General features: G+C 71.7%; 20 protein-coding genes. 12 read left to right on the top strand and 8 right to left on the bottom strand.

The genetic code is table 11. The features are described 5' to 3' along the window. Window positions 1-34 precede the first annotated feature (34 nt). On the top strand, window positions 35-1210 hold the full coding sequence (locus CG723_RS40470) for a glycosyltransferase (protein WP_100598556.1): 1176 nt from the start codon (window positions 35-37) through the stop codon (window positions 1208-1210). 12 nt (window positions 1211-1222) lie between these two features. Here CG723_RS40470 and CG723_RS40465 read toward each other — a convergent pair whose 3' ends face one another. Continuing rightward, on the bottom strand, window positions 1223-2512 hold the full coding sequence (locus CG723_RS40465; protein ID WP_100598555.1) for a TerD family protein: 1290 nt from the start codon (window positions 2510-2512) through the stop codon (window positions 1223-1225). 259 nt (window positions 2513-2771) lie between these two features. Between CG723_RS40465 and CG723_RS40460 the strand changes: the two genes are divergently transcribed. The 4 genes from CG723_RS40460 (at window position 2772) to CG723_RS40445 (ending at window position 7379) form a co-directional block, all read left to right on the top strand. Then, complete coding sequence (locus CG723_RS40460; RefSeq protein ID WP_100598554.1) at window positions 2772-3212, top strand: DUF6643 family protein; 441 nt, start codon at window positions 2772-2774, stop codon at window positions 3210-3212. A 45-nt stretch (window positions 3213-3257) separates the two neighbouring features. Then, complete coding sequence (locus CG723_RS40455; protein ID WP_100598553.1) at window positions 3258-4082, top strand: MOSC domain-containing protein; 825 nt, start codon at window positions 3258-3260, stop codon at window positions 4080-4082. A 170-nt stretch (window positions 4083-4252) separates the two neighbouring features. Further along, window positions 4253-4858, top strand: coding sequence for an Rv1733c family protein (locus CG723_RS40450; RefSeq protein ID WP_199842085.1), 606 nt, complete (start codon window positions 4253-4255; stop codon window positions 4856-4858). A gap of 115 nt (window positions 4859-4973) precedes the next feature. Next, entirely contained in the window at window positions 4974-7379 is a 2406-nt protein-coding gene (locus CG723_RS40445) for a right-handed parallel beta-helix repeat-containing protein (RefSeq protein WP_100598551.1), read from the top strand. Here CG723_RS40445 and CG723_RS40440 read toward each other — a convergent pair. Next, window positions 7349-9688 carry a hypothetical protein gene (locus CG723_RS40440; protein WP_100598550.1) on the bottom strand — a complete coding sequence of 780 codons (2340 nt, stop codon included), beginning with the start codon at window positions 9686-9688 and terminating at the stop codon, window positions 7349-7351. The two genes, CG723_RS40445 and CG723_RS40440, sit on opposite strands and share 31 nt — an antisense overlap. A gap of 215 nt (window positions 9689-9903) precedes the next feature. On the opposite strand from CG723_RS40440, the gene CG723_RS40435 reads away from it, so the two are divergent. Both CG723_RS40435 and CG723_RS40430 read left to right on the top strand, forming a co-directional pair. After that, window positions 9904-10731, top strand: a complete 828-nt coding sequence (locus CG723_RS40435; protein WP_100598549.1) for a DeoR/GlpR family DNA-binding transcription regulator — start codon at window positions 9904-9906, stop codon at window positions 10729-10731. A gap of 66 nt (window positions 10732-10797) precedes the next feature. After that, window positions 10798-11295, top strand: a complete 498-nt coding sequence (locus tag CG723_RS40430; RefSeq protein ID WP_100598548.1) for an SRPBCC family protein — start codon at window positions 10798-10800, stop codon at window positions 11293-11295. 15 nt (window positions 11296-11310) lie between these two features. Here the strand turns inward: CG723_RS40430 and CG723_RS40425 are convergent, their stop codons facing one another. Then, complete coding sequence (locus tag CG723_RS40425) at window positions 11311-12468, bottom strand: PLP-dependent cysteine synthase family protein (RefSeq protein ID WP_324907084.1); 1158 nt, start codon at window positions 12466-12468, stop codon at window positions 11311-11313. A gap of 306 nt (window positions 12469-12774) precedes the next feature. On the opposite strand from CG723_RS40425, the gene CG723_RS40420 reads away from it, so the two are divergent. Together CG723_RS40420 and CG723_RS40415 are read left to right on the top strand one after the other, a co-directional pair. Continuing rightward, window positions 12775-13119 (top strand): hypothetical protein, encoded by a 345-nt coding sequence (locus CG723_RS40420; RefSeq protein WP_100598547.1) that lies wholly within the window; start codon window positions 12775-12777, stop codon window positions 13117-13119. 211 nt (window positions 13120-13330) lie between these two features. Further along, entirely contained in the window at window positions 13331-13849 is a 519-nt protein-coding gene (locus tag CG723_RS40415) for an ATP-binding protein (RefSeq protein ID WP_100598546.1), read from the top strand. 62 nt (window positions 13850-13911) lie between these two features. On the opposite strand, the gene CG723_RS40410 is transcribed toward CG723_RS40415, so the two are convergent. From CG723_RS40410 to CG723_RS40400, 3 genes are read right to left on the bottom strand one after another with little or no spacing between them, the layout of a single operon-like run. Then, window positions 13912-16473 (bottom strand): ABC transporter permease, encoded by a 2562-nt coding sequence (locus tag CG723_RS40410; protein ID WP_199842084.1) that lies wholly within the window; start codon window positions 16471-16473, stop codon window positions 13912-13914. 5 nt (window positions 16474-16478) lie between these two features. Further along, entirely contained in the window at window positions 16479-17267 is a 789-nt protein-coding gene (locus CG723_RS40405; protein WP_100598544.1) for an ABC transporter ATP-binding protein, read from the bottom strand. Beyond that, a complete protein-coding gene (locus CG723_RS40400) occupies window positions 17264-17545 on the bottom strand; it encodes an SHOCT domain-containing protein (protein ID WP_100598543.1) in 282 nt (93 codons plus the stop codon). The genes CG723_RS40405 and CG723_RS40400 overlap by 4 nt, the downstream gene beginning before the upstream one ends. Before the next feature lie 183 nt (window positions 17546-17728). Here CG723_RS40400 and CG723_RS40395 point away from each other — a divergent pair, with 183 nt between their 5' ends. Genes CG723_RS40395 through CG723_RS40385 form a run of 3 tightly spaced genes read left to right on the top strand, consistent with a single transcriptional unit; the run spans window position 17729 to window position 19810 of the window. After that, window positions 17729-18289 (top strand): TetR/AcrR family transcriptional regulator, encoded by a 561-nt coding sequence (locus CG723_RS40395; protein WP_199842083.1) that lies wholly within the window; start codon window positions 17729-17731, stop codon window positions 18287-18289. Between the two features lie 19 nt (window positions 18290-18308). Then, window positions 18309-18893, top strand: a complete 585-nt coding sequence (locus CG723_RS40390; protein ID WP_100598541.1) for a DUF4865 family protein — start codon at window positions 18309-18311, stop codon at window positions 18891-18893. Continuing rightward, the gene (locus CG723_RS40385; protein ID WP_100598540.1) at window positions 18890-19810 is read left to right on the top strand and encodes a phosphotriesterase family protein; all 921 of its coding nucleotides are present in this window, start codon (window positions 18890-18892) and stop codon (window positions 19808-19810) included. The genes CG723_RS40390 and CG723_RS40385 overlap by 4 nt, the downstream gene beginning before the upstream one ends. A 9-nt stretch (window positions 19811-19819) precedes the next feature. On the opposite strand, the gene CG723_RS40380 is transcribed toward CG723_RS40385, so the two are convergent. Further along, window positions 19820-20410: a DUF1097 domain-containing protein gene (locus CG723_RS40380; RefSeq protein WP_100598539.1), complete on the bottom strand. Its 591-nt coding sequence runs from the start codon at window positions 20408-20410 to the stop codon at window positions 19820-19822. Window positions 20411-20486: 76 nt separating this feature from the next. Then, entirely contained in the window at window positions 20487-21737 is a 1251-nt protein-coding gene (locus CG723_RS40375; protein ID WP_100598538.1) for an amidohydrolase family protein, read from the bottom strand. Window positions 21738-21798 lie beyond the last annotated feature (61 nt).

Here is a 21798-nt window from a genome sequence, read left to right as displayed (position 1 = left end):
CACAGCGAGCGGGCGGTGGGGCAGACTGCGGCGGATGGACGCCGTTGTGTGGATCACCGCAGCATCGCTGGCCGCGTGGGTGTGGCTGCTGGCCGGGCAGGGCTTCTTCTGGCGCACAAACCTGCGTCTGCCCCCGCGTACGGATCCGGCGGAGTGGCCCAAGGTGTGTGTCGTCGTCCCCGCACGCGACGAGGCGGCGGTCCTCCCGGACAGCCTGCCCTCGCTCCTCGCGCAGGACTATCCGGGGCGGGCCGAGGTCTTCCTGATCGACGACGGCAGCACGGACGGCACCGGAACCCTGGCAAGGGAGCTGGCCGTGCGGCACGGCGGGCTGCCCCTCACGGTCGGCTCACCGGGCGAACCGCCGGCGGGCTGGACCGGCAAGCTGTGGGCGGTGCGCCACGGGATCGGCCTGGCACGCGCGCGTGAGCCCGAATATCTGCTCCTGACCGACGCGGACATCGCGCACGAGCCGGAGAGCCTGCGGGAGCTGGTGGCGGCGGCCCGCACGGGCGGTTTCGACCTCGTCTCGCAGATGGCGCGGCTGCGCGTGGAGAGCGTGTGGGAGCGGCTCGTCGTACCGGCCTTCGTGTACTTCTTCGCCCAGCTGTACCCGTTCCGCTGGATCGCGCGGAAGGGCTCGCGCACGGCGGCTGCGGCCGGCGGCTGCGTGCTCCTGAGCGCCGGGGCCACCGAACGCGCCGCGATCCCCGACTCGATCCGGCACGCCGTCATCGACGACGTCGCGCTCGCGCGGGCGGTGAAGGGCGCGGGGGGCCACATCTGGCTGGGCCTCGCCGACCGCGTCGACAGCGTCCGCCCGTACCCGCGGCTCGGCGACCTGTGGCGCATGGTGTCGCGCAGCGCCTACGCCCAGCTGCGCCACAACCCGCTGCTCCTCGCCGGGACCGTGGCCGGCCTTGCGCTCGTCTACCTGGCGCCGCCGGTCGCGCTCGTCGCCGGACTCGCCACGGGACATGGGCTCACCGCGCTGCTCGGCGGGCTCGCCTGGCTGCTCATGACCGCGACGTACGCTCCGATGCTGCGCTACTACGCGCAGCCGCTGTGGCTGGCGCCGCTGCTGCCTGGCACCGCGTTCCTGTATCTCCTCATGACGGTCGACTCCGCGGTGCAGCACTACAGGGGGCGGGGTGCGGCCTGGAAGGGACGTACGTATTCCAGGCCGCACCCCGCGCCGGAGCGGCAGTAGCCGACCGGGGCGCTACTTTCTGCCCGGCGTCCAGTTCATGCCCCATCCGTACGCGTAGTCGACGGTGCGCTGCGGGCTCACGCCGCGCTCGGGCACGAGGTAACGGGCCTCGCGCTGCACGGTGAGGTCGCTGCCCGTGTTCGTGATGAGCGCGAGGGCGCACACCGTCGACGGCACGGTGCACTCGTCCAGGGAGAAGTCGACGGCCGCGCCGAACTGGGGCTGGAGCGTGACGGTCGCGTGCAGGTCCGCGAAACTGCGGGCGCCTTCGTAGATCGTGACGAAGATGAGGACGCGCCGCAGGTCCTTCATGTGGTCGAGGTTGATCGTCAGGTTCTCGCCGCTGGAGACGGCGCCGGTGCGGTCGTCGCCGTCGAGGTGGATGTACGGCGGCCGGTTCAGGGCGCCGAACGCGTTGCCCAGGGCCTGGACGACGCCCTTGCGGCCGTCGGTGAGTTCGTAGAGGGCGCACAGGTCCAGGTCGAGGTCCGCGTGCTGCGCGACGGCGCGGCCCAGCTTGCTGCCCCACCCCTTGAACTGCTTGCGCACCTCCCAGTTGAGGTTCACGCGCATCGAGCCCGACGTGCCGCCCTGCTTGGCGAGGGAGACGGACGGCGCCGCCTTGGTGAGCGTCACCTTGGTGAGGCGGACGGGCTGCTGCGGGGGTGCGGTCGGGGGCGGAGGCGGAGGCGCGGTGACAGGGGCCGCGACGGGCGGTGCGGGGGCGGGCGTGACCGCGGGTGTCTGCGCGGGTGCGGGTGTCTGCGCGGGTGCCTGGGGTTCGTCGACCGTGATCCCGTAGTCGGTGGCCAGGCCCGCCAGACCGCTGCCGTATCCCTGGCCGACGGCGCGGAACTTCCAGGCGCCCTGGCGCCGGTAGAGCTCGCCGAGGACGAAGGCGGTCTCCACGCTCGCGTCGGCACTGTCGTAGCGCGCGATCTCGGCGCCGTTCGCCGCATCGAGCACTCTGATGTACAGCCCGGGGACCTGGCCGAACGAGCCGCCGTCCGACGACGCGGCGAGCACCACGTTCTCGATCGCCGGCTCCACGCGCGCGAGGTCGACCGAGATCGTGTCGGTCACCTGGCCGTCCGCGCTCCGCTTGCCCTCGTGACGTACCGCCCCCGAGGCGTGCGCCGGCTGGTTGTAGAAGACGAAGTCCGCGTCCGAACGGACCTTTCCGGAGACGAGCAACAGCGCGGAGGCGTCCGCGTCGGGCACCCCCGCACCTGAACGCCACCCCAATTCGATCCGCACGGCCGGCGCCGCCACGACGACATTCGAACCTTTAGACATTGGCATGTCCGCCCCCAACAGAGATCTCCGGCTTCCTGGTCAACCTATTCCCCGCGACCGAAAGCGGCACAGGGGCAGGCGTTCGATGATCACTGGCCAACCGCCGGTAACCCATCGGAACTCGCCTTTACACGATCCGAACGCCGAACGACGACCGATTTTGCCAAGTTCGCTCGCATTGGGGATCTCGAGTCACTGCCGACACGCAAAACAACCCTCTTATCGGTCTCCCCAACCAGCACATCGTGGGCTTAACTTATGTGCCATGACCTCCCCCCGCTCCACCTATGGCGGCGGTTACTACTCCGCGCCGTCCTTCCCGGACACTCCGATCTACGACTCCCTCGTCGCAGAGCGGGGCACACCCCAGATCGCCCCGATCCGGGTTCCTGCCATGTACGACACCGGCAGTCATCTGCCCGCGCTCCCGTCCGCGCTTCCCGCGCTGCCGGCCGCGCCCTCCGCTCCCATGCCCCAGTACGGTTACGCGACCCCGCAGCAGGCGCCGCTCCAGCACGCGCCGGCGCCGTACATCCCGCAGCAGGCTTCCGGGCCCCGCGGCTACGCGGGCATGCAGCAGCCGCAACAACAGCAGCAGCAGCGCCCGGCGCCCGGCACCGGCTACGAGGCCATGCGCCCCGCGGCGCCCCGCCCTGCCGCGCCCTACGAGGATCCGTACAACCGTCAGCAGTACCGCGGTTATTGATCTTCCGGACATGGGGCTGTCCGTGCCGGCTGGCAGGATGGCCCCATGCCGAATGCCTCGCTTCACTCGATTCACATACACCCACTGAAGTCGGTTCGGGGGCGCGCGCCGCGCGAGGCGGCCGTGGAACTGTGGGGTCTTGCAGGAGACCGCCGGTGGGTGCTCATCGACGCCTCGGGCAAGGTCGTCACCCAGCGCCAGCACCCGCGTCTCGCGCTCACTTCGGCCGAGACCCCGGACGGCGACGGTCTGCGCATGTCGGCACCCGGCCGCGCTCCCCTGACCGTGCCGGTGCCCCGGCCCGCCGGGAGGACCACGGTGAACATCTTCGGGGACAAGGTCGAGGCCGTTCCGGCCGACGACGCGGCGCACACCTGGTGGAGCGCGCATCTTGAGGCCGACGTGCGGCTCGTCCACCTCGACGACCCGGCGACGCGGCGTCCCATCGACCCCGAGTACGCGAAGCCCGGCGAGACGGTCAGCTTCGCCGACGGGTATCCGCTGCTGCTCACCACCCTGTCCTCCTTGGATGCCCTCAACTCCCTCATCGCGCAGGGTGATCACGCGGACGAGGGCCCGCTGCCCATGAACCGCTTCCGGCCGAACGTCGTGGTGGACGGCACCGCGCCCTGGGCAGAGGACGACTGGTCACGCATTTCGATCGGCGACGTCACGTTCCGTATCACCAAGAAGAGCGGCCGCTGCGTGGTGACCACCACGAACCAGTCAACTTCGGAGCGTGGCAAGGAGCCGCTGCGGACGCTCGCACGCCACCGCCGCTTCGGTGACCAGCTGTGTTTCGGGACGAACCTGGTCCCGGAGACGACCGGGACGGTCCGGATCGGTGACGCGATCACGATCCTGGGCTGACGCGTGGCCGCGTGGGGAACCCCGCGCCGGAACACGGTCGTTGGAGCACAATGGAAAGACGGGACAGGCGGAGAGCTTCGTCGAGTGGGGTGATTTCGCTCTCTCTTCGCCCCACTGTGCGTGAGCCGTGCCGTTCACGGTTAAGACGGAGGCGGAAGGGGGTGCTGGCTGTGCGGGCAATCGCCGGACTCTGGCGCTGGCGGCACAATCCGCTGCGCCGCGCGACCGACCTCGCCGAGGCCTGGGTCGCGCTGGTGGCGCTGATGCTGATCCTCGTTGTCGCACCGCTCATCGGCGTCGCGACGGGGACCCTGGCGCGGGGCGCCCTGATGCAGTCCGTGCAGGAACAGCGCAAGGACCGCCGGGAGGTTCCGGCGACGGTCGTACGGAAGCTGCCCCAGCCGCCGCTGGACCCCGACCCCGAGACGTCCACGGCGAGAGACGCTCACAGCAGGGTCGTCGCCGACTGGAAGGGACCCGACGGCGTCAAGCACACGGGCCGCGTCCTGTCGAGCCTCAAGACCCCGCATCCGGGCGACCGGTTCACGCTGTGGGTCGATGCCACGGGTCAGGTCGCCGGCCGCCCGCTGGACAACGCGACGGCGACAACACACGCCGCGCTGGCCGGATTCGGGACCGCGGCGGCCGTGGCGGGGCTCGTCGAGGGCGCCCGGCGCCTGGTCGTGTGGCGCATGGTGCGCCGCCGGTACGACCGTTGGGACCGCGCCTGGGACAAGGCGGGCCCGGACTGGGGCAGGACAGGGACCGGCAGCTGAGCGGCCTTCCGCTCCGGTCAACTCCCGTCCTTCGCGCACGCTACGGTGGACCCACCTTCGCCGCGGGGAACGCAGCGAGGACCCGCGTACGACGAGGTGGGGGCACGACAAAGCCATGGCACAGGGCACGGTCCAGGTGACGCACACCGGCACGTCGCGGTGGCGGCGCCGCACTGGGGAGTACGGATCGCTCGCCGCGGCTCTGGAAGCCGCGGGTGACGGCGACGTGCTGACCGTGGCGTCGGGCACCTACAGAGAGAACCTCGTCGTGGAGCGCGCGGTGACGCTGCGTGGTCCGGAGGGCTCGCCCGGGTCCGTGCGGATCGCCCCGGTCGACGGGGTGCCGCTCACGGTGCGCGCGTCCGCGACCGTCATCGATCTGCATGTCGAGGGGCAGGACTCGGCGGCCCCGGCACTCCTGGTGGAGGAAGGCGCTCCGGAGCTCTGCGATCTGCGGATCGTCACGCGCTCGGCGGCCGGCATAGAGGTGCGGGGCGGCGCGCGGCCCACCGTGCGGCGCTGCACCGTCGACAACCCCGGAGGCATCGGCATCGCCGTGCTCGACGGCGGGGGCGGTGTCTTCGAGGAATGCGAAGTCGTCTCGGCGGGCCAGGCCGGAGTCGCCGTACGCGGCGGCGCGCACCCCCGCCTGGAGCGCTGCCGGGTGCATCACGCGTCGGGTTCCGGACTGTCCGTCACCGGCGAGCACAGCGGCCTGGAGGCCGTCGGCTGCGAGGTGTACGAGGTCAAGGGCACCGGCGTGCAGATCACCGGGCGCGCCACGGCGCACCTCACGGACTGCGATGTGCACCGCACCACGGCGGACGGTGTCACGCTCGACACGGACGCGGTGCTCACCCTCTCCGACTGCCGTATCCACGAGATCCCGGAGAACGCGATCGACCTGCGCTCCCGGTCGGTTCTGACGCTCACCCGCTCGACGGTGCGCCGGTTCGGGCGCAACGGTCTGTCCGTGTGGGACCCGGGCACGCGCGTGGACGCCAACCAGTGCGAGATCCAGGACAGTACGGGCGACTATCCGGCGGTGTGGGTGAGCGACGGCGCGACCGCCGTGCTCGACGCGTGCCGGGTGCACGACGTGCCCGACGCCCTGTTCGTGCTGGACCGCGGCTCCCGCGTGGACGTCGTCGACAGCGATCTCTCCCAAGTCCGCAACACGGCCGTGTCGGTGAGCGACGGCGCCACGGCCCAGCTGGACGACTGCCGGATCAGGGAGGCCGCGACGGGTGCCTGGTTCCGTGATCACGGGAGTGGCGGCACCCTGGCCAACTGCACTGTGGACGCCGTCCAGACGGGCGTGATCGTCACCAAGGGCGCCGACCCGACGATCGAGCGCTGCACGGTCAGTTCCCCCGCCGAGGCCGGCTTCTATGTGTCGGCCGAAGGCCGGGGCAGCTTCCACGGCTGCCGCGTCACCGGGAGCGAGGGCTACGGCTTCCACATCATCGACGGCTGCCGCACGACGCTCAAGAAGTGCCGTACGGAACGGTGTTCGCGCGGCGGTTACGAATTCTCCGAGGACGGTCCCGTCGTCGAGGACTGCACCAGCGACGAGAGCGGCGGGGTGCGCTCCGCGGGTCAGGCCGCTCAGGCGCCCGGCGTCCAGAAGGCCACGCAGACCGTGGGCCTGCTCAGCGCGCTGCCCGACCAGCGTGCCGTGGCACCCGAGACAGAGGCGTCGGCCACGACGCGTACGTCGACCGACGTCCTCGGTGAACTCGACACCCTGGTGGGCCTGGAGAGCGTCAAGCGCGAGGTGCGCGCCCTGACGGACATGATCGAGGTGGGCCGGCGCCGGCAGCTGGCGGGCCTCAAGGCGGCTTCCGTCAGACGGCACTTGGTGTTCACGGGCTCCCCCGGCACCGGCAAGACCACCGTGGCGCGCCTGTACGGGGAGATCCTCGCCTCGCTCGGTGTCCTGGAGAAGGGCCATCTCGTCGAGGTGTCCCGGGTCGACCTGGTCGGCGAGCACATCGGTTCGACGGCCATCCGCACACAGGAGGCCTTTCAACGAGCCACCGGCGGCGTGCTGTTCATCGACGAGGCGTACGCCCTGTCCCCCGAGGACTCCGGCCGCGACTTCGGGCGTGAGGCGATCGACACGCTGGTGAAGCTGATGGAGGACCAGCGCGACTCCGTCGTGGTGATCGTCGCGGGCTACACCTCCGAGATGGAGCGCTTCCTCTCCGTCAACCCCGGTGTGGCGTCCCGTTTCTCACGGACCATCACGTTCTCCGACTACCTGCCCGAAGAGCTGCTGCGGATCGTGGAGCAGCAGGCCGACGAGCACGAGTACCGGCTCGGCGAGGGCGCGTCCGAAGCCCTCCTCAAGCACTTCACGGCGCTCCCGAAGGGGCCCGCCTTCGGCAACGGCCGCACGGCGCGGCAGACCTTCGAGTCGATGGTCGAGCGCCACGCGGGCCGGGTCGCCCAGCTCGCCGAGCCGAGCACGGACGACCTGACCCTGCTCTACGAGGACGACCTGCCCGCGCTGCCCTGAGGCGCGGCGGGCTCGCCGTCCGGGCGTGGCCCCGGGACCTCCGGGCGCAGCCTGGCGAGGAGGCGGGCCCGTTCCTCGGCGAAGACGGGGTCGGCCTGGTAGTCGGAGTGGCCCAGGATCGGTGCGGGCAGCGGGTGTTGCTCGGTCCGGCCGTAGGCGAGCGGATCCTTCAGTGCCGGGTGATCGACCTGGGGGCCGTCCTCGCCGGGCAGCCGGACGGGGCCGCCGATCGGGTCGGTGGTGCGGTGCAGATTGCGCCAGCAGTCGACCTGGCGGTGCAGGGCGCCGAGCGCGGCGGGGCCGAAGTGGGCCGGGAACCAGCGCCCGTAGAGGCGCTCCAGAGGCGAGCCGTAGGTGAGCAGGGCGACGCGTCGGCGGACCGTGGGATGCAGCTGCCAGGCGGCCGCGGCAGCGAGGACGCTGCCCTGGGAGTGCCCCGACAGGACGAGGCGGCCGCCCGTGGTACGAATCCAGGTGGCCATGCGCCAGGTCAGGTCGGGCACGGCGCGCTCCGCGTAGCAGGGCGGCGCGAAGGGGTGTGCGGCGCGCGGCCAGAACGTGCCGACGTCCCACAGGATGCCGATCGTGCGGCGGGCCGACGCGTCGCGGTAGGCGCGCCTTCCCCAGGTGACGAAGAGTATGAAGCCGAGGCCGATGAGCCAGGAGCCCATCGCCTGCGCGGTCTGCGCGGCGCCTTCCACGATGTCGTATGTGCCCTGTGCCGCCCGGCCCGGGACCTGGTGGGTCGCCCACGCGCCCGTGAGGGCTCCCGCGCCGAGGAGGAGGGTCACCGTGGAGACCACGCCGATGATCATGGGCGCCTCGTCGGTGAGGGCGGCACGCGCGCGCGTGCCCGCGATGCGGCTGGTGCGGGCGGCGTCCTCGGGCTCCCCCGGGTAGTCGGTCGCGACCGTGGCCATCTCGCGGCGCTTGAGCCGCATGGTGCGCTGGGCGAGCACGGCGCACACCACGGCGACGACGATCAGCAGGGGCGGGATCACGGAGGCCTGCCAGGACAGGAGGACGGGCGGTCCTTCGATGGTGCCGTCGGCGCCCGGCGTGCCGGAGCCGTCCAGCCAGTCGGCGACACGCTGGGCCACTCCCCCGGACATCACACCGCCCAGGGCGCAGGCGAGCATCGCGGTCGCGGGTCCGCCGAGGCCGCGCAGAGCCGCACGGGAGTCGCGGGCGCGGCGGTGGATGGCGCGGGCGACCACGGCGAGCGCCACGATCACGGCGCCCTGGACGAGGACGATCCCGCCGAACGTCGCGTCTCCGGGCAGGCGCCCGTGCGAGCGCCACTCGGGGCGCGACCAGCCCGCGTACAGGAACGTGAGTACCAGGAGGGCGAGGGCTGCCGCGGGCAGGAGGCGGACGAGGGTCCGGTCGAGGGTGCGGTCGACCGTGTTCTCGCTGCGGCCCCTGCGGCACACCACCCAGACGACGATGGCGGTGCCCACGACGAGCGCGCCGTCGAGGATGCGGCCGAGCACGTCGAGGAGGACGGGGCCGCCGCTCTCACGGTCGAAGCGGGCGGCCGAGGTGCCGACGGCGGCCACCACCGTGAGCAGGCCCGCGGCGGTGTGCGCGGCGCGCAGCCGCGCGACAAGACGGCGGCCGTACCAGAACCCCGGACGGCCGAGCGCGTTGGTCGGGGCCTCCTCCTCCGGGTCGGGCTGGTGGGGCAGCGGCTGCTGGGACTCGTACGCGCCCCAGGTGCGGTGGGAGAGATACCAGAGGAGTCCCGTGACGGCGGCCGGGACGAGGGCGGCGAGGGCGAGGCGACGGCCGGGCTGGCTCCACCAGCCGCCGTGTCCGTGCGCGTCGACCGACAGGAAGCCGAGCCAGGAGCGCCCCTCGGCGCACGCGTGCGTGCCCGCGCACTGCCAGGCCACCAGGTCGAGCGCCACCTCGCAGGCGGCGGCGACCAGGAGGACGGTGAGGCTGAGGCCGACGAGGCGCACCAGGAGTCCGTAGGCCCGCACGGTCCGCGTGCGGCGGTGGGCGTTGGGGCGCATCCAGTGGGCGAGGTTGACCACCATGAACGGCAGGAGCAGCAGCCATAAGGCGCGCGAGCCGTTGCCGGACGTGAGGTTGCACCAGACGTACGCCTCGGGGACGGGCTTGCCCCGGTAGTCGTCGGGGCGTTCCTCCGCGTCGACGTCGTCGGCGCGGCGGTAGACCGCGGCCGTGTCGTCGCCGGAGACCCGGACCGTGCGCGGGTCGTTGAGCATCACGTCCGGGGTGGTGCCCCCTACGCCGTGGACCAGAAGTTCGAGGGCGGTCTCGTCCGCCGTGTCACGCTCCACCGTTCAGCATCCCCCGATTGACGTGCGCGTGTGGTGCCGGAATCAGAATCCCCGCTCACGCCCGCGCTACGCATCCCTCGTCACCGAATCTCCCCCATCCGTGCCACCGCGCGCCATACTGCCCGCGCGAGCGGGCAGTGGTCCGACTGTCGGTGGCGCGTGCGAGGATGTGGCGACCAGGACGGGTGTGACGAGGCGAAGGGATCCGACAGGACGTGAGCGAGAATCAGAACCTCCTCGCGGAGCAGCGCCGGGCCTTGATCCTCGACGAGGTCAGGCGCCGTGGCGGCGTCAGGGTCAACGAGCTCACTCGCAAGCTGGGCGTCTCCGACATGACGGTCCGCCGTGATCTCGACGCGCTCGCCCGGCAGGGCGTCCTGGAGAAGGTGCACGGCGGCGCGGTCCCCGTGGAGGAAGCAAGCACGCACGAGCCGGGCTTCGAGGCGAAGTCGGGTCTGGAGCTCAGCGCCAAGGAGGACATCGCGCGGACCGCCGCGGCCCTGGCGGCGCCGGGCACGGCCATCGCACTGTCCGGCGGCACCACGACGTATGCGCTGGCCCACCACCTCCTCGACGTGCCGGACCTGACCGTGGTGACCAACTCGGTGCGGGTGGCGGACGTGTTCCACGGTGCGCAGCGCTCGTCGGGACAGCGGCAGGGCGCGGCGACCGTGGTTCTCACGGGCGGCGTGCGAACGCCTTCCGATTCTCTGGTGGGGCCGGTCGCGGACCAGGCCATCGCGGCGCTCCACTTCGACGTGCTGTTCCTCGGTGTGCACGGCATATCGCTGGAGGCCGGCCTGTCGACGCCGAACCTGGCGGAGGCGGAGACGAACCGGCGCCTCGTGCAGTCCGCGCGCCGGGTCGTCGTGGTCGCCGACCACACCAAGTGGGGGACGGTGGGCCTGAGTTCGTTCGCCTCGCTCGACCAGGTGGACACGCTCGTGACGGACGCGGGGCTGCCTGCGGACGCGCGCGCGGAGATCTCCGAGGAGCTGCGGCTCATCATCGCGGGCGAGCCCGGAACAGGTACAGACATCTGACAGTTCGCCAGCTATGGTGACCTCTGCCCGGTCAACCGCCCGATTCCGCTTGGGGGCTGAACGTCCATGGCACGCCGACTGAAGCCCGTGGGGCTCGAGTTCACCGAGTCCGCGCCACTGCGCCTGGTCTTCGCCCGTGAGGTGTCAGCACCCCCGCAGGCGGTGTTCAGGGCGCTCTCCGAAGACGTGACGGGCTGGCCCGAGTGGTTCTCCGCCGTGACGCTCGCCCGCCCGACGGACGGCGGCGCGGGGCGCGAGGTGCGGCTCAGGGGCGGTACGCGCATGCGGGAGACCATCCTCGCGGCCGAGCCCGACACGGTGTACGCGTACCGGGTGGACGAGACCAACGCGCCGGGGATACGTGCCCTGGTCGAGGAGTGGCGGCTCACGCCGTCGGGCGTCGGCGGGACGCGGGTGCAGTGGACGTTCGCCGCGGACGGCGCCGCCGCTTTCCGGGTGGGCCTGCGGCTCGGCCGGGCCGGACTCGGCCGAGCGTTCCGTGACGCGGTGGCCGCGCTCGACCGCAGGATCGCCGTGAACTCCCGGGATTCCAGGGCGAGTTGAGGCAGGTCCCGGGCCTCAGTCCGCGCTCGGCCAGACGCCAGTGGCGAGCAGTGTCTCGATGGTCCGCGTGTACGGCGCGATGTCCATACCCTGGTGGGCCAGCCACTGGTCGGAGTAGTACTTGTCGAGGTAGCGGTCCCCCGGGTCGCACAGCAGGGTGACGACGCTGCCGGTCCTGCCCTCGGCCACCATCTCGGCGACGATCTTCAGTGCGCTCCACAACCCCGTACCGGTCGAGCCGCCCGCCTTGCGGCCGATGGCGCCCTCCAGGGCGCGCACGGCGGCGACGCTTGCGGCGTCCGGCACCTTCATCATGCGGTCGATCGCACCGGGCACGAAGCTCGGCTCCATGCGGGGCCTGCCGATTCCCTCGATGCGGGAGCCGCAGTCGCAGGTGACGTCCGGGTCCCCGGTCGTCCAGCCCTCGAAGAAGCAGGAGTTCTCGGGGTCGGCGACGCAGAGGCGGGTGTCGTGCTGCATGTAGTGGACGTACCGGGCGATGGTCGCGGAGGTGCCTCCGGTGCCGGCGGTGGCGACGATCCAGGTGGGCTCGGGGTAGCGCTCCAGCTCCAGCTGCCGGTAGATCGATTCCGCGATGTTGTTGTTGCCGCGCCAGTCGGTGGCCCGCTCCGCGTACGTGAACTGGTCCATGTAGTGGCCGCCGGTGTCGACCGCGAGGGCCGCCGACTCCTCGTACATCGTGCGCGAGTCGTCGACGAAGTGGCACCGGCCGCCGTGGAATTCGATCAGGCGGATCTTCTCGGGGCTGGTGGTGCGGGGCATCACGGCGATGAAGGGCACCCCGATGAGCTTCGCGAAGTAGGCCTCGGAGACGGCGGTCGAACCGCTGGACGCCTCGATGACGGGGCGGCCGGGCCGGATCCACCCGTTGCACAGGCCGTAGAGGAACAGCGAGCGGGCGAGCCGGTGCTTCAGGCTGCCGGTGATGTGCGTCGACTCGTCCTTCAGATAGAGGTCGATGCCCCACTCCTCGGGGAGCGGGAAACGCAGGAGGTGGGTGTCGGCCGACCGGTTGGCGTCGGCCTGGACCTTTCGTACGGCTTCTTTGAGCCAGCTTCGGTACGCCGCGTCCGTGTGGTCCACGTCCAGCGTGGGCACCGGTTCCGGCCCTTGGGGGATCACGGCTGACGGGTCCTGCCGAGGGGTGCTCACCACATGGCTCCTTAGCGTCGTTCCGAGCGCCGGTCCGACGCCGTCCACACCCGGCCGTCGTCTTTGCGACCGGTCGGACGCCCCGATCATAAACACCTTCCGCACGCTTCTCACCTGCATAAACACCCCTTTGAGCAACTCAAAGGAACACCTGCCCCAAGGCAGGAACAGGCGTGCGGAGGAACAAAGGCGTGAGTCGACCCTTCCCCTGCCGGGCGCACTCCCCCGCGCACTGGTGCGGACGCCTTCGTGCGGGCAGACTGCACCGCGGGGCCGGTGAGAGCTCACACCAAGGGGGCGGACGACATGGCGGAGCCGGAGTTCACGGCGACGGGTGTGCGCATAGGGCGACTGCTTCGCTCGCTCACCCGGGCAGGCGAGGTCCGCATCAAGGGCGGCCGTCTCGAACTGCTCACGAGTTACGGCAGCGAGATCGACAGCGCGCCACTCCAGGAAGTCCGCGCCGGCAAGGCCTGGTTCGCGCCCGGCGACCGGGCGCTCGCCGATGTCGGCGGCAGGCGCTACCTGCTGAAACTCGGCGACGATCATGAACCCGGCGACGCGGTGCCCCGTCTCGTCGGCGAGAGCGGGCCGCCCACGACGCGTCGGTTCCTCGACGCGGTGCGCAGGGCGCGCGGCCGGCTGACGTAGTCGGCGGCGGACTGGGGGACTGCGTGCGCGAGTTGCAGGCTCGCACCCCCTGAGTCACTCTGGTCACACATCACTACTCAGGGTTTACCGGCGATAACGCTGCGAACCAGCCCGCCGGACATGCAGCAGGCGGGCCTCGGCTGACAACGCGACCCTCTGCTGGCTCGGTACTCCGCCTTCTTCCGGACCTTCAATTCGGGGAGTCGCAGCCGTGATCAGCCACCCAAGCAAGCATTGCACGGTGGAGCTCCAGGCCCTGCCGTCGCGGATCCGCCAGGTCCGCAGAATCGTATCGGCGCAGTTGCGCTACTGGCATCTGGAACCCCTGATCGACGAGGCGATGCTCGGCGTGACCGAGTTGCTGACCAACGTCCATCGGCACGCCGGTCCCGACAAGATGTGCACCGTCGAGATCGAGTTGCTGCGCGACCGCCTCACGGTGTCGGTGCACGACCACGACCCGCACCTGCCGCAACTGTGCGACGCCGACCCGCTCTCGACCTGCGGCCGGGGCCTCGCCCTGGTCGCCGCGGTCAGCGAGAGCTGGGGCGCGCGGCCGCAGGGCGAGGACGGCAAGGTCGTGTGGTTCACGCTCCCGGCACCGCCGGCGGCGCTGCCGCTGCCGCCGATTCCCGAGTACCGGGTGACGGACGCCTTCCCCGAGCTGGACTCCCCGGCGGACCGCCGCGCGGCCCGACATGCTCCCGCCCGGTCGGCCGTTGTCGGCTGACCGGGCGGTGACCACCCCCTCGTACGGCACGGGCCGCGTCACTCCTCACGGCACGGACCACGTCACTCGGTGGCGATGGCCCGCAGCACATCGAGGCGTGCGGCGCGGCGGGCCGGACGCAGGCCCGCGAGCGCTCCGGCGGCGAGGCCCACCAGGGCCACGACGACGAGCTGGAGCGGGGGCAGGGCGAACGCGAACGCGCTGTCGCTCGCGCCGTCCGACGCCTCGACCAGGACCCAGCCGAGGAAGCCGCCGAGCACCAGGCCGCCCGCGGTGCCGAACGCCGCGACCAGGACGGACTCCCACCGGACCATGGCCCGCAGCTGGGCGCGGGTCTGGCCGACGGCCCTCAACAGGCCCAGTTCACGGGTGCGTTCGTGGACGGCCAGGGTGAGGGTGTTGGCGATGCCGAGCAGAGCGATCAGCACGGCGAGGGCCAGCAGCGCGTAGACCAGGGTCAGCATCATGTCGATGCCACCGGCGGACGACTGCGCGTACTCGTCGCGGGTCTGCACCTCCGGATTCCCGTACGCCGCTGCGACCTTGGAGACGGCGGCCTTGCCGTCGGCCGTGCTCACGCCGTCCTCGAACGTGACGGCGATCAGGGTGTCGGAGTCCTGGGCGCGGTGCGGGGCCCAGGCCTCGCGCGTGATGACGTAGTCCCCCGCGAGCTCCGACTGGCCGTAGACCGCGCGAACCGTGAAGTTCTGCTGCTTGCCGTCGGTGAAGGCCAGTCGGGCGCGGCTGCCCGGTTCCAGGTGCTGCTTGTCGGCCTCCTTGCGGGTGATCGCGATGCCGTCCGTGCCGAGGTCGTTCAGGGAGCCGCGGACGGTGCCCAGGTCGAAGGACCTGGCGAGCGCGGCCGGGTCGGTGACGGTGAGGGCGCGGCCCTCGCCGTCGACGTCCGCGACGCCCTTGCCCAGGCCGACGGCTGTCGCGACCTGCGGCTGCTCGGCGATCGCCGGGGCGAGCTTCGGGCTGAGGCCGCTGCCGCCCGCGCCGAACGACGGCGCGGACACGGCGATGTCGCCGGCGAAGGAGCGAGACACCGTCTGGTCCATGGTCGCCTTCAGCGAGGCGCCGAAGACGGTGAACAGGGAGACGACGGCGACACCGATCATCAGGGCGCTCGCGGTCGCGGCGGTGCGCTTGGGGCTGCGCAGCGCGTTGCGCCGGGCGAGGCCGCCGGTGACACCGCGCAGCTTGTCGAGGGGGCTGCCGAGGACGCGTACGGCGCGCGACGAGGCGACGGGACCGAGCACCACGAACGCGACGAGGATCAGCACACTGCCGAGGCCGGCGAGCCAGATGGACGGCGCCGCGAGGACACCGATCAGGGTGACGGCGACCGCCGTGACGCCCAGTGCCGTACCGACGACGGCGCGGCGGCGCGAGGCCCCGGACTGGTCGACTGCCGTCTCGCGCAGGGCCGCCAGGGGTGCGGTGCGTCCGGCTCGTACGGCGGGCAGGAGCGCGGAGCCGAGGCAGACGAGGATGCCGACGGCGAGCGGGAGCAGCATGGACAGGCCGCTGATCACGAGAGCGCCGTCGGGGAACGGGAAGCCGATCGCGGGGAAGAGCGCCTGGAGCCCGGCCGCGATGCCGATGCCGCCGGCGAGACCGGCGACCGACGCGAGGACGGCGACGGCGCTCGCCTCGACGAGCGTGGTGGCGGTGACCTGGCGGCGGGAGGCGCCGAGGGCACGCAGGAGCGCGTTCTCCCGGGTGCGCTGGGCGACGACGATCGCGAACGTGTTGTGGATCGAGAAGGTCGCCACCAGCAGGGCGATGCCGGAGAACACGAGGAGGAAGGTGGTGAAGAGGGTCAGGAACTGCCCGGAGATCATGTCTGTGTTCTCCTGCGCCGACGCCTCACCGGTGATGGCCTCGACTCCCTTGGGCAGTACGGGAGTCAGCTCGTCGACGAGTTCCCGCTGGCTGGTGCCGGGGCCGGCCCGCACCTGGATGGACGCGGCCTCGCCGGGCTTCGGCGTGAGGTACTTCTCCGCGTCGGCCTGCGTCATGCCGGTGTACGTCACCTGGGCCATGCCGTCCTCGCCGCCGAACGTGGCGAGGCCGACGATCGTCACCTTGACGGGGTCGGGGGTGCGCAGGGTCGTGGTGTCGCCGATCTCGAGGTCACCCTTCTTCGCGGCTCCACGGTTGACGACCACCTCGCCGGTCTTCGAAGGGGTGTGCCCTTCGGCCAAGCGGTACGGGTTGAGTTCGGGGTCGGTGATCCAGTTGCCCGCGAGGGTGGGCGGGCCCTGGCCGCCGATCGCCTTGCCGTTGCTGCCGACGAGCTGGCCCGCGCCCTGGATGCCGGGCACGGCGGCGGCGACGCCCGGGGTGTCCGCGAGCTTCTTCGCGAGCGACGCGGCGACAGGCTGTCGGGTGCCCTGGCTCTCACCGGGGGTCGTGATCACGTTCGTGCTGCGGACGACGGCGTCGGTGCCGCTCGACGCGTTGCCGAACATGGTGTCGAAGCTGGCGCGCAGGGTGTCGCCCATGACGAGCGTGCCGGCGAGGAACGCGACGCCGAGCAGGACGGCCAGGAAGGTGCCGGCGAAGCGCCGCTTGTGGGCGCGCAGGGACGACAGGCTCAGGCGCGCGGAGGTGCTCACGGAGCTCATGACGGTGTCTCCCCCGCATGCCGTGCGCCGCCGGCCGCGTCGAAGGCCTTCATGCGGTCGAGGACCTTGTCCGGGGTCGGGTCCTGCATCCGGTCGACCAGGCGGCCGTCGGCGAGGAAGACGACCTCGTCGGCGTGGGCGGCGGCCACCGGGTCGTGGGTGACCATGACGACCGTACGGTCCATCTGCCGCACGGCGCGGCCGAGGAGCCCGAGCACCTCCTCGCCGGAGCGCGAGTCGAGGTTGCCGGTGGGCTCGTCGGCGAAGACGACGTCGGGGCGCCCCGCGAAGGCCCGGGCCACGGCGACGCGCTGCTGCTGTCCGCCGGAGAGTTCGGACGGTCGGTGGTGCAGGCGGTCGCGCAGGCCGACGACGTCGACCAGGGCGTCGATCCACTCCCTGGAGGCGGCGTCGTCCTTCGCGCCCGCGAGGTCCATCGGCAGGGTGATGTTCTCCGCGACCGTCAGCGTCGGCACCAGGTTGAAGGCCTGGAACACGAAGCCGATGCGGTCGCGGCGCAGCAGGGTCAGGCGGCGGTCGTCGAGGTCGCTCAGGTCGGTGTCGCCGATGAAGGCGGAGCCGGCGCTGAGGGTGTCGAGGCCCGCCGCGCAGTGCATGAGCGTGGACTTGCCGGAGCCGGAAGGACCCATGATCGCGGTGAACCTCCCGGCCTCGAAGCCGACGCTCACGCCGTCCAGGGCCCGGACCGCGGTGTCGCCGCTGCCGTAGACCTTCACGGCGTCGACGACTCGGGCCGCGGTCCGGGTACGGGTGGCGGTGGTCATTCCGCACCGCCCTTGGTGCGGCCGAACTCCTCGTTCAGGACGGAGCTGCGGCGCCAGTACTCGTCCTCGTCGATCTCGCCCGCGGCGAAGCGCCGGCCGAGCACGGTGAGGGGCGAGTTCTCGTCGGCGGCGGGCCGCCAGGGGCCACCACGACGGCGTCCGCGCCACACGGTGCGGCGCAGCAGCGTGACGACGCCGATGACGACGGCCGCCCAGATCAGCGGGAAGAACAGGATCCACGGGCCGGGCCCGCCGTCCCAGTTCGCCAGGGTCTGCATGAGAGTCATCTCCTCGGAACGTGTGCTCACGTCTTCTCGATGACTCGAGACTCGCTCCGAAAGGGGGTCGAAGTCGTCGTACAGCCAGCGGCAGCGCGCGTACCACCACGGGAGTACTGGGCCTGCTTCCGCCTACTCTCCTCGCTCTCGACTTCTGTACCTACTAGTATGTACAGTGGCTTTATGAGCACTTCGGAGCGGTTGATCGAGTCCACTCGTGAGCTCCTGTGGGAGCGGGGGTACGTGGGCACGAGCCCCAAGGCGATCCAGCAGCGCGCCGACGCGGGGCAGGGCAGCATGTACCACCACTTCGGGGGGAAGCAGGACCTCGCGCTCGCCGCGATCGAGCGGACGGCGCAGGAGATGCGGGCCACGGCCGCGAAGTCGTTCGACGGCGCCGGCTCCGCGTACGCCCGTATCGAGGCGTATCTGCGGCGCGAGCGCGATGTGCTGCGCGGCTGCCCGATCGGCCGGCTCACGATGGACCCGGATGTGATCGCGAGCGACGCGCTGCGCGCTCCGGTCGACGAGACGATCGACTGGCTGCGGGAGCAGCTCGCCGGGATCGTCGAAGAGGGCAAGGAACAGGGCGAGTTCGCGCCTTCGCTGGATGCCGAGGAGATCGCGGCGACGATCGTCGCGACGGTGCAGGGCGGCTATGTGCTGGCCCGCGCGTCCGGCTCGCCCGCCGCTTTCGACGCGGGGGTGCGCGGACTGCTCTCGCTGCTCGTACCCGCCGCCTGAGCCGAGGAGTGACACGACCGTGCACGCGATGCAGTACGAGATCACGCTGCCCGCCGACTACGACATGGCCATCATCCGCAAGCGGGTGGAGACCAGGGGGCATCTCCTGGACGACTTCCCCGGACTCGGGCTCAAGGCCTATCTGATGCGGGAGCGCGGCGTCGCCGGGTCACCCGTGAACCAGTACGCGCCGTGCTACCTGTGGAACACCCCTCAGGGCATGAACTCGTTCCTGTGGGGGCCAGGTTTCCAGGGCATCGTGGACGACTTCGGCCGGCCCGAGGTGCAGCACTGGGCCGGACTCGCATACGAGGAGTGCCCGGCCTCGCACGCCACCCCGAGGAGCGCGGTGCGCCGCCGCACCCCCCTCACCGGGCAGGCGCCGCTCGCCGAAGTGACGGACGCCGCCGTGCGCGACGCGGCCCGCGTCGCCGGGCAGGACGGGGCGGTGTGCGCGGCAGTCGCCGTCGACCCGCGCCGCTGGGAGCTGCTCACCTTCTCCCTCTGGGACCACGCGTCGCCGGACACGCCGGGCGACCTCTACGAGGTGCTGCACCTGAGCGCCCCCGAGCGCGACCGGCTTCCCCGGGGGAGGCAGTGGTGACCGCGACCGTACGGACCGTGCTCGGGGACGTGGCGCCGGAGGAACTCGGTGTGTGCGACGCGCACGACCACCTCTTCTTCCGCAGCCCGCTGCTCCCCGGCCAGGAACTCGACGACGCGGCAGCCGCCGAGGCGGAACTGCGCGCCTACCGGGAGGCGGGCGGCGGCGCGGTCGTCCAGTGGACGCCGCACGGTCTGGGGCGCCGGGCCGAGCTGCTGCCCGAGCTGTCGACCACGACGGGTGTACGCATCGTGGCCGCGACGGGACTTCATCAAGCCGCCCACTACACGCCGGAGTTGCTCGACCGGCTGCGCCCCGTCCTCGCCGACGTGTTCGTGCGGGAACTCACGGACGGGATCGGCGACAGCGGTGTGCGTGCCGGGCTCATCAAGGTCGCGGGCGGCTTCCACGCCCTCGACGCGCACGCGGTGTGGACGATGCGGGCCGCAGCCGAGGCCCATCACGCGACGGGCGCGCCGATCGCCGTCCACCACGAACTGGGTACGGGCGTACTGGACGTACTCGACCTTCTGTGCGGGGAGTTGGGGGTGGCGCCGGAGCGGGTCGTGCTCGGGCACCTCAACCGCTCCCCCGACTTCGCCGTGCACCGCCAGGCCGCCGAGTCCGGCGCGTATCTCGCCTTCGACGGGCCGTCGCGCGCCAACCACGCGACGGACTGGCGGATGCCGGACGCGATGGCGGCGCTCGCCGAAGCGGGGTTCGGCGAGCGGCTCCTGCTCGGCGGCGACACGACGACCGCCGGGGCGCGTTCGGTGAGCGGCGGGCCCGGGATGCCGTACCTCCTGCGCCGCGTCCGCCCACGGCTCGAACTGGCCCTGGGTAAGGAGTTGGTGGACCGGATCCTCGTCGACAACCCGGGCAGGGCGTTCGCGGTGGAGCGGCTGCCCGGGCAGTGACGGACGGCCTCACTCGGCCGGTGCGGTTTCCGCCGGCGGTGTGCGGCCGTCGTGGTGCACAGGGCCCGCGGAGGCCACGACCGACGTCGGCACCGGCGAGAGGATCGGGTACATGAGCCGGTTGGACAGATAGGCGAAGACCGGCCCGAGCGCGTTCATCGCGACCACGCAGACCCAAGCCGCCCATATGTTGCCCGGCTTGTACCCGAAGCCGCCGAAGAACGTGGCGAAGTAGCTGGCGAAGCCGAGGAACATGCCGGGAATCAGCGAGAACACCTTGATGCGGCCCGTGTACATCAGGACGGTGTTGACGACCATGATCACCAGGGCCAGCACCGTGTTCCGGGCGAACTGGCTGTCGCCGAACGCCGTGCCCACGTGCTGGTCGATCAGCACGATGACCAGGGCGAAGGCGGAGCCGGCGGGCATCGTGCACCACAGCCTGCGTGCGTTCGCCCAGCTCGGCCCTCCGAGTGCGAAGACGGCCGCCCACGAGATGAAGATCGCCCAGGGCGGGAGATGGAGCGCGGTCCCTCCGATGAACGCCGTGAGACCGGCGAGTACGGAGGCAACGATTTCGTGAGAGAGGCGTTCGCGCATGGGGATTCCTCTGCTGGAGTCGGATGGCAGAGCGCGGTGCCGTGCGGGGGCGGGTGCGAGGGAGGGAAGCGGAGGCTCAGTGGAGGAGGAGTTCGCTGGTCCTGGTCGTGCGGGCCACCACCTTTCCCGCCTTGACGACATGGGCGCGTTCGGGCCGGTCCAGGACGATGTCGTCGTAGACCTGCGTGTCGAGGACCACCAGGTCGGCGCGGGCGCCGGGCCGTACGCCGTAGTCGTCGGCGACCCCGATGACGCGGGCCGCGTCGTGCGTCACCATGCGAAGGACCCGATGAAGGTCGACGGGTCCGGACAGATGGCCGGTCTGCGCCAGCAGGAGTGCCGTGTCCAGGGGGTCCGCGCGCCCGAACGGGGTGAAGGCGTTGCGGATGTTGTTGGAGGAGCAGGCGGCGAGCACGCCGTGGTCCCACAGCTCCCGGACCGGAGCGATCCCCCGCCGGACCGACCGGGTGTCGCGCCGCCCCCCGAGGTGCAGGTCGGTCGCCGGGAGCGGCACGACGGCGACGCCCGCGCCGGCGAGTGCCGCCATCGCCCGCGCCCGGTCCGCCGGCTCCCGGCCGCCGAGCGAGGTCATATGGCCGAGCGTCACCCGGCCCCCCAGGCCCCGGCGCACGGTCTCACCGGCGATGAACTCGGCGAGCGCGTACCGGGGGTCGGACGCGTCGTCGGCGAAGTCGGCGTGCAGATCGGCCGGAATTCCGTGCTGTGCGGCGAGGTCGAGTACGAGCTCGACGTGACGGTGGCAGTCGTCCAGGGTGGCCTCGTTGTACGTGCAGCCGCCCACCACGTCGGCGCCCGCCGCCAGCGCCGCGATCAGCAGCTTCTCGGTGCCGGGTGCGCGCAGGACGCCCTCCTGGGGGAACGCCACGATCTGGAGGTCCACCACATCCGCGTACTCCTCACGGAGTTGGAGCAGGACCTCGACGCCGAGCAGCCCCGCGATCGGGTCGACGTCCGGATGGGCGCGGATCGCCGTCGTGCCGTTGAGGACCGCCGCCTCGAGGACGCGCCGCGCACGAGCCAGGACGTCCTCGTGCGTGAACGCGCTCTTCAGTTCGCCGGTCACCGCGATCGCTCCGGCGAGGGTTCCGTCGGGACTGCTTCGTACGCCGTCCAGGAGGGCCTTGTCGAGATGCAGATGCGGTTCGACGAAGCCGGGCAGGACGACCCGGCCCGCGCAGTCGATCACCTCGTCGGCGTCCTGGCCCGAGGCGTCACCGACGGCTCGCACCCGGCCGCCGTCGATCACCACGTCGCAGGGCGACCGGGCGTCCTCGACGCGCGCTTGACGCAGTATCAGTTGAGGCATACGGGCTCCCGGTGGATGGATGGGCGGGGGCGGATGCGGGGGGTGAATGGCATACGCGGCA

The organism is Streptomyces sp. CB01635, assembly GCF_002803065.1.
Classification (GTDB): domain Bacteria; phylum Actinomycetota; class Actinomycetes; order Streptomycetales; family Streptomycetaceae; genus Streptomyces.
The sequence above is the reverse complement of the archived record's forward strand: the minus strand, read 5'-3'. Positions and strand labels throughout refer to the sequence as shown.